At 36.8% G+C, this 7,622-nt stretch carries 10 protein-coding genes; 7 read left to right on the top strand and 3 right to left on the bottom strand.

Going from position 1 to position 7,622, the window contains the following annotated elements; translation table 11 throughout:
- The 5 genes from V7149_RS20375 to V7149_RS20355 form a co-directional block, all read left to right on the top strand.
- A partial coding sequence (locus V7149_RS20375) for an AraC family transcriptional regulator (protein ID WP_335347422.1) occupies positions 1–781 on the top strand: 781 nt, incomplete at its 5' end.
- Positions 782–795: 14 nt separating this feature from the next.
- Complete coding sequence (locus tag V7149_RS20370) at positions 796–1,194, top strand: DUF1761 domain-containing protein (protein ID WP_335347421.1); 399 nt, start codon at positions 796–798, stop codon at positions 1,192–1,194.
- Between the two features lie 161 nt (positions 1,195–1,355).
- Positions 1,356–2,132, top strand: a complete 777-nt coding sequence (locus tag V7149_RS20365) for an SRPBCC domain-containing protein (RefSeq protein WP_335347420.1) — start codon at positions 1,356–1,358, stop codon at positions 2,130–2,132.
- 14 nt (positions 2,133–2,146) lie between these two features.
- Complete coding sequence (locus V7149_RS20360) at positions 2,147–2,581, top strand: SRPBCC family protein (protein ID WP_335347419.1); 435 nt, start codon at positions 2,147–2,149, stop codon at positions 2,579–2,581.
- Between the two features lie 358 nt (positions 2,582–2,939).
- Positions 2,940–3,566: a GyrI-like domain-containing protein gene (locus V7149_RS20355; RefSeq protein WP_335347418.1), complete on the top strand. Its 627-nt coding sequence runs from the start codon at positions 2,940–2,942 to the stop codon at positions 3,564–3,566.
- A 327-nt stretch (positions 3,567–3,893) separates the two neighbouring features.
- Here V7149_RS20355 and V7149_RS20350 read toward each other — a convergent pair whose 3' ends face one another.
- From V7149_RS20350 to V7149_RS20340, 3 genes are read right to left on the bottom strand one after another with little or no spacing between them, the layout of a single operon-like run.
- A complete protein-coding gene (locus V7149_RS20350) occupies positions 3,894–4,256 on the bottom strand; it encodes an anti sigma factor C-terminal domain-containing protein (RefSeq protein WP_335347417.1) in 363 nt (120 codons plus the stop codon).
- 24 nt (positions 4,257–4,280) lie between these two features.
- Positions 4,281–4,583, bottom strand: coding sequence for a hypothetical protein (locus tag V7149_RS20345; RefSeq protein ID WP_335347416.1), 303 nt, complete (start codon positions 4,581–4,583; stop codon positions 4,281–4,283).
- Positions 4,584–4,637: 54 nt separating this feature from the next.
- Entirely contained in the window at positions 4,638–5,750 is a 1,113-nt protein-coding gene (locus tag V7149_RS20340) for a DctP family TRAP transporter solute-binding subunit (RefSeq protein ID WP_335347415.1), read from the bottom strand.
- Positions 5,751–5,842: 92 nt separating this feature from the next.
- Between V7149_RS20340 and V7149_RS20335 the strand changes: the two genes are divergently transcribed.
- On the top strand, positions 5,843–7,438 hold the full coding sequence (locus V7149_RS20335) for a sensor histidine kinase (protein WP_335347414.1): 1,596 nt from the start codon (positions 5,843–5,845) through the stop codon (positions 7,436–7,438).
- Positions 7,435–7,622: response regulator (locus tag V7149_RS20330; protein ID WP_335347413.1), on the top strand; the 188-nt coding region annotated here is incomplete at its 3' end. The genes V7149_RS20335 and V7149_RS20330, both read left to right, overlap by 4 nt.

Raw genomic sequence — 7,622 nt, 5'->3', positions numbered from 1 at the left:
CGGTTATATTAAAAGACTACGGCTTGAGAATGCTGCCCATTTTTTAATTTATGAGCAGCAAATTCCTATTACTCAAATTGCATTCATGTGCGGATTTTCGTCACTGTCCTACTTTACTTATTCATTTAATGAGTATTTTAAGACGAGTCCTAAGAAATGGCGTGAAGGAGCCTATTTGGAACGGTTTCCAAGGGAGTACCAGGATAGCAAGAAATCTAAACTTTTTAGCAATAATATGAAAGAAGAAAATCAAAGCAACACATATAATGAGTTTAAATGGTTGGACTTGACCAAAGTAAAAATAATTGAAATGCCCGTTTGCGCAACTGTAAATAGACAAAGTGTCGGCCCTTATACACGTGGGATTCCTGGTGTTTGGGAGGATATTTATCATTGGTCAAAGTCTAGAGATTTACTAAATAACAATACGTTTCTATTTGGAGTTCCTAGAAATAACCCATATATCACCCCACCTGAAAAAAGCCGATATGATTGCCGTATTGCAATAAATGAAGAGGATCTTTCAAAAGTAGATGATGAACTTACTTATCTATTTAAGGGTGGTAAACATGTCGTCTATGAATTTGATGAGCCCGTAATGTATAGTGAGAGAAGCAAATTAATAGAGTGTTATTCGGAGTTATACAGTTTTTGGCTGCCGAAAAGTGGATACAGATATTTGGGAAATCCAATCGAATTGGTCGAACTTGAGCCAATAGAAGGATCGCTTTCAATCGAATGCAAAATTAAGGCGATTTGTTTAGCAATAGAACCGAAATAGGAGGAAATCATTTAATGTTCATTGATTTTGGAAGCCTTCAGTACCTGCCCATAATCGTGGGAGGAATTGTTTATATGGTTTACGGAGGAATTTATTACTCTGTCGTTTTATCAAATAAAAACAAGAATCAAAGTATTCTTGGAAATCAAAGCGCCGGTCCATTTAAATATATATACTCTATCATCCTTGCATTTATTAATTCATTCTTAGTAGGTGTACTCATTCAATCAGTCGGGTCCGATCATTTTCTAGCAGGAGTAGGAATCGGTTTCATCATAGGCTTAATGATTTCATTGGTTTATTTGAAAAATACGTTATTTGGTTTAATGTCTAAGAAGTCATTTCTGGTTGCAATAGGAGACCATTTAATCATATTCACACTGCTTGGTACGATTCACGGATTTTTCATGTAAGAGTTCAATAATTAAGATGAAGAGGACAAACTAAGATTTGTTCTCTTTTTTTATCTTTGTAGCGTTGACTGGTGTTAATCAAAATGTTACCATAAGGTCACATGATTAACACGTGACTTTTTAGTCACGTGTTAATAAATTTTAATGAAAGGATCGATTGGATGGACGAAGAACTCTCAACCGTTTTTAAAGCATTAGGGCATCCGATCCGAAGGAGAATTCTCGATATTCTTAAGGTTTCACCGCAAACAACTGGAGAACTAGACGACTATTTTCCGGAAGTAACCAGGTATGCCATTATGAAGCATTTAAAGATTCTAGAGGATGGGAATTTGGTGGTAGTACGGCGTGAAGGAAAGTATAAAAGGAATTTCCTTAATGCCATACCTCTTCAAGAAATGCATAACCGCTGGGTAGGTAAATATATGCAAACTACTGCCAGTTCGCTGTTAAACTTACGGGCGGCAGTACAAGAAAAAGGAGGAAATAATACGATGGAAACAAAGAAGGATTTTCGAATTGAACAGGAGTTATTCCTGGAAGCATCACGCGAAGAGGTTTTCAAAGCTTTAACTGAAACGGTGGAAGACTGGTGGGAATTTCGTCTAGCTCCAAAAGGAGTAACATCCCACTTTACATTTGATCCCGTCCCTGGCGGACAATTTATTGAAAAATGGGGTGAAACTGAAGGAGCAATCTGGGGGAATGTCTATTATGTAAATGCTCCTGCAGAAATTCGCTTGCATGGCCATCTTGGCATGCAAGGAGCGGTAAACAGTGCCTATACGTATCGTCTTCTTGAAAAAGAAGGAGGAACGTTGCTTCAACTATCCCATACAGCCTCTGGTGTAATACAAGAGCATTGGGAAGAGGAGCACTCCAAAGGCTGGAAGTATTTACTTGGAACTTTACTTAAAAATTACGTAGAAAAGAAATAAAGTAGGAGGCCAAGATGGTAGACGTACTAACGGAGATTACAATGAATTGTCCTATTTCAAAGGTATCAGAATATGCAACAAACCCTGATCACGCTCCAGAATGGTATGTCAATATACATTCTGTAGAATGGAAAACACCAAAACCACTGACATTAGGCTCACAAATTGCTTTTAAAGCGACCTTTCTTGGCAGGGAACTTGCATATGTGTATGAAATTGTTGAATTTATTCCTATGAAAAAATTTGTGATGAGGACAGCGAATGGTCCATTTCCAATGGAGACTATCTATACATGGCAAGCAATAGATGAAAATCATACTCGGATGACTTTAAGAAATAAAGGTAACCCAAAAGGATTCAATAAGATTATGTCCCTTTTCATGACCACTATGATGAGGAGAGCAAACATGAAGGATTTGAAAAAAATCAAAGCCATCCTTGAAAAGTAATTTGTTCGGGAAAAAATAATTTTTTGATGTAAATAAAAATTGGTATTTATGATGAATTCTAGATGTAACCGCTCTTGTACTTTTTCTTTTATCTGCACTCTCATGATTTCCTAGAGATAAGCCCGCCTAAGATGCTAAATGTTTTGATGAGGGAAACTAATACATATTGGCACCTATTGCCTCTATAATTACCGATGCAGTCTCTTTGTTATACCTGGCTCGTCATTTACAATTGAACCTTCTTTTTGTATTTTTCTAATAATAGGTTAATCTGTTTATCGATATCTGAATTGAGATTTTCAATGAAAGTGCAATACATTCATGTTGTTTCTAAAATTTTATTGCGGGAGTTTTCTAAATGAAATATGAATGGAGAAAAAACGAGAAAGATTTATATATGCCTAAGCAAAAACCTGAATTGGTCACAGTTCCAAAGCAAAACTTTCTTATGATAAAGGGAAAAGGGGATCCCAATAAAGAGGATTTTTCCGAAAGAATAGGAGTTCTTTATTCGTTAGCTTACGCTATTCGAATGATGCCGAAACAAGGATATACTCCAGACGGCTATTTCGAATATACCGTTTACCCATTAGAAGGGATATGGGATTTAACAGAAAAAGGTAGGAAAATAGAAACTTTAGATAAAAATGAATTGCTATATACGATCATGATCAGACAACCAGACTTTGTAACGGAAGAAGTTGTAGAAAGAGCGATGGAAAGGGTAAGGAAAAAGAAACCACATCCGCTGCTAAATGAGGTGACATTCGATTCAATTGAGGACGGTCTATCTGTACAAATGCTCCATTTAGGCTCTTATGATGAAGAACCACAAACTTTTGAAAGAATGAATGAGTTTTTAATCACCAATCAACTTGAAAGAGATAGTTTAACACATCGAGAAATTTATTTATCTGATTTTAGAAGGGTAGAACCGGAAAAATTAAGAACAGTTCTCAGATATAAGGTAAAGCTAAGGAAATGAATAGGTACCATAATCCTAAATTCCGTAAAAATTACTAAAAAATTTTGTTTTCAAGGTGTTTTACATTAAATTCAATTGATTTTTTATTCCCTCAGACAATTGTTTCGAGGGATTTTTAATTGGGGTATAATGTGTTTTACTTAAAGTTTAGGATTTTGCGTGTTTTTGGCAGTATTAGAAAATGAGCCTATATATACAAGAAATGCATAGAAACTTGCATATTTAAGGCTCTTTAATTGTATTCCTTGTTGTGTTAAAGCTACCCATTACTTCAAAAGGCATTACCGTTTTGTAGTAATGCCCTATACTGAGCCACTAGTGTATTCACTAAAAATTATCAATGACTTCTCCTAGTGAAGCAGCTTTGATGCTAGGCTCTTTGATTATTTCTAATATTTCATCCTTCGTCCCATAAGCAACTACCCCTAATATTTCTACATCGTCTATTTTAATATCTTTCATAGCGTTGTAAGCTTTCTTGTGTTCGCTGAAAGTACTTATTTTCAGTAACTTTAGGAACGCATCATATTCATATGCCAAATCTGTCGTTGAAGTATAAGAGTTTCTTATAGAGAAGTCTAATGCTTCATTCTCCCTAATAAACGTTGCAGACCAATCATATTCCATAGCCTCTTGTTGAAATGTGTTTAAATGGCTATTGCTATAAGTGTTTACCCAAAACCAAGTCATTTCGGGAAGCTCATTAAAAGGTAATTAACTTAGTTTGTATGGCTGATCAAAGGAGAGTGCTACCTCATATATTTTTTCCCCTTGCATACTATTAATCAGTTCTTCATCATTTTTATATTTTTTATAAGCAACCTTTGGATGAAGAAACAGCATTTCTCTCCAACCATTTTCTTTATAGGCAAATTGCCAATCCTCTCCTGTGACTCCTATGCTGCCACCTGAACCTCTTGAAATTAGAACAGATGGATTTAGTCCGAATGGATATTGTTTTTGTTCAATAACGAGCGATTTAATTTTCATGTCCTTTGAAATTTTATAATGGCTCATTCCTCCTAAAAACCTCTGGAATTCACGGGTTCATTGATATAGCCATTCGGAGTGCTAAGTCGGACATAGGCATCCCATTACTCCAGCGCTGGGCAAGGCGCTGGAGCTTCTCCCATCGAATTTATTTTTTATTTTTTGCAAGCGTTCCATCATGCTTTCTCCGATGATTGGCGAGAAATGCTGATCCACTTTTTTGAGTTTATTTCTCCACTCCGTTTCATCCTCTGGAGTTAACTCGTAAATTTGCATACTAGTATTCTCTTTTAATTGTTGAAGATTCGATTCATTCATGTCAATCGAATATTGCCAATTCCAATCTGTCGCTTCGACCATTGCTTCCCGAATGATGTCTTGAATCTCGCTCGGCAAACCATTCCAAAATTCTCGATTCATCAAGACAGCATAGCCTAAATAAGCATGGTTTGTAATCGTCATGTATTTTTGAACATGATAATATTTTTTAGAATATATATTCGAGATCGTATTTTCTTCTCCATCAATCGTTCCTTTTTCTAAATTATGATACGTTTGGTCGAAAGGGATTGGGCGGGAAGCGGCTTCGAGAACTTCATATTGCTTTTCGATCACTTTGCTAGGCATGATACGGAAAACTTGGCCCTTTACATCTGTTGGATGAATGATTGTCCCTTTCACTGTTGTCATTTGTTTAAAGCCGTTATACCAAAATGCTAAACCTTCAATATTTTGTTTTTTTAAGTCGGCAAATAAAGCTTCGCCAATCTCTCCTTCATACGCTTCTTTAACCGCTTCATTTGAGGAGAAGGCATAAGGCAAATCTAATACGAGCCATTCAGGAGAGAGCGTTCCTAATTTAGATGTTGACGGAGCAATCATCTGTACTTGTCCAGATTGAAGGGCATTCAGCTCACCTTCGTCAGAAAAGAGCTCGGCATTTGGAAAGACAACGACTTTGACTCTATTATTTGATTTCTTTTGAACAAGGTCAGCAAACCGCCCTGCTGCAAGCCCCTTTGGTGTATTTTCTGACACAACATGACTAAAACGAATGATTATTTGCTCCTTCATTCCCGTCTGCTCATCATCAAAGGGAACTTCTTTCATGAAGTGAAGACCGCTAGATCCGAAAAGGTAAGCTGCACTAAATCCTGCTATAATAAAAATAAATATTCCGAACAGCTTCTTCATCTATACACCTCGAATGTTTTCTATTATTCTAATTAAATAATAAAACGACTAATTGTACAACATTGTATGTCTTGAATAAAGGGGGGAAGCACATGTCGCTTAAGCGGCTGCCGATTCGTTCCAAAATTACATTATTATCATTCAGCATCGTCTTTTTTTCTTTATTGCTCGGCGGCCTTATTTTAATAGGAAATATTGTGGAGCTTGAGGAAGAAGAGTATGGAAAAAGAGCGATGATTACGGCAAAAACCGTCGCTCAGCTTCCAGATGTCATTCGCCATGTTACTGAACCAAATGGATGGATAGAAATGGATCCTACTATTGAAAAAATCCGCAATATTAATAATGCGGATTATGTGACCGTCTTAAATATGGAAAGGATTCGTTACTCACATCCTGTAAAGGACATGTTAGGAACAGTTTCAAAAGGAGAAGATGCTGGTCCTGCTTTTGCAGAGCATTCCTATCTTTCAAAAGCTAAAGGTGAAGTAGGAATGGCTGTACGTGCCTTTGCTCCAATAAAAAATGACCAATTAGAGCAAGTAGGGGTCGTTGTTGTTGGGAATGTATTACCGACGATGTTTGAAACATTACTATCACTAAAAAATGAGATTCTATTCATTATGTTTTTGACCCTTCTGCTTGGCGTAATAGGTTCATTTTTCCTTGCCAAACATATTAAACAGCAAATGTTTCAGCTTGAGCCTTATGAAATCGCTCGTCTTCTTGAAGAGCGTACAGCAACGTTTCATGCGATGCATGAGGGAGTCATCGCAATTGATAAGCATGAAATGATCACGATCTTTAATGATAAGGCAAAAAAAATGATGAATGTCCACGGGGATGTTATTGGGAAAAACATTTGGGATGTGATCCCGGACACGAGGCTGCCAGAAATCCTTGAACTAGATAAACCAGTATTTAATCAGGAAGTCCAAGTCCGAGGGAACGTGATTATGAGCAATCGTGTCCCGATTAAAGTGAATAAGCAGTTAGTTGGGGCGGTCGCTATTTTTCAAGATCGTACAGAGACGACGAAAATGGCGGAGGAATTGACTGGGGTAAAGGAATTTGTAGAAGCGTTAAGAGTACAAGCCCATGAGCATTCTAATAAGCTTCATACGATTGCAGGATTAATTCAACTAGGAAATAATGAACAGGCACTAAAGTATATCTTTCAATTAGATGAGGAACAAGGGAGTTTCGCGAGATTTTTAAATGAGAATATTCTTGATGATAATCTTGCTGGTTTATTGCTTGGGAAAGTAAGCCGCGGAAAAGAATTAGGGATTGAAATAGTCATTGACCGGAAAAGCCATTTAAGTCGTTTTCCGAAGCATTTAGATCATCATGATTTCGTTGTCATACTCGGAAATTTAATTGAAAATGCGATTGCTGCCTTAAAAACAGCCGAACATCGAGAAAGAAGGATTGATATTAGTATTGAACAGGATGATGAATTATGTGCTATTCTTGTTGAAGATAATGGGCACGGGATTAGTGAAACAGAGATGCACCGAATATTTGAAAATGGGTTTTCTACGAAAAAAGGATTTGGTTTAGGTCTTCATCTCGTAAAACAGATTGTGGAAAAAGGAAAAGGGGAATTAAATGTAGTTTCTCATCAAGGAGAAGGGGCGAGTTTTTTTATTAGTTTTCCAATGAATGGATTGGAGGAGAAAGAATGATTACCGTTCTAATCATTGAAGATGATCCGATGGTGCAAGAAGTGAATAAGCAATTTGTCATGAAAATAGAAGGATTTAAAGTAATCGGAGTAGCAAGCAATGGGATGGAAGGTCTCCAAAAAATAAGGGAGCATTCACCCGATCTTGTTATTCTCGATGTGTTTATGCCAGAGCAGGATGGACT

Origin of the sequence: Bacillus sp. JJ1503 (genome assembly GCF_036965125.1) — a bacterium.
GTDB lineage: Bacteria > Bacillota > Bacilli > Bacillales > Cytobacillaceae > Cytobacillus.
Note: the sequence above shows the minus strand (reverse complement) of the source record. Positions and strands in the feature narration are given on the sequence as shown.

Coding starts and splice junctions, on each gene's coding strand:
- V7149_RS20370 (WP_335347421.1), top strand. CDS start 796: ATGTTCATTGATTTTGGAAGCCTTCAGTACCTGCCCATAATCGTGGGA.
- V7149_RS20365 (WP_335347420.1), top strand. CDS start 1,356: ATGGACGAAGAACTCTCAACCGTTTTTAAAGCATTAGGGCATCCGATC.
- V7149_RS20360 (WP_335347419.1), top strand. CDS start 2,147: ATGGTAGACGTACTAACGGAGATTACAATGAATTGTCCTATTTCAAAG.
- V7149_RS20355 (WP_335347418.1), top strand. CDS start 2,940: ATGAAATATGAATGGAGAAAAAACGAGAAAGATTTATATATGCCTAAG.
- V7149_RS20350 (WP_335347417.1), bottom strand. CDS start 4,256: ATGACTTGGTTTTGGGTAAACACTTATAGCAATAGCCATTTAAACACA.
- V7149_RS20345 (WP_335347416.1), bottom strand. CDS start 4,583: ATGAGCCATTATAAAATTTCAAAGGACATGAAAATTAAATCGCTCGTT.
- V7149_RS20340 (WP_335347415.1), bottom strand. CDS start 5,750: ATGAAGAAGCTGTTCGGAATATTTATTTTTATTATAGCAGGATTTAGT.
- V7149_RS20335 (WP_335347414.1), top strand. CDS start 5,843: ATGTCGCTTAAGCGGCTGCCGATTCGTTCCAAAATTACATTATTATCA.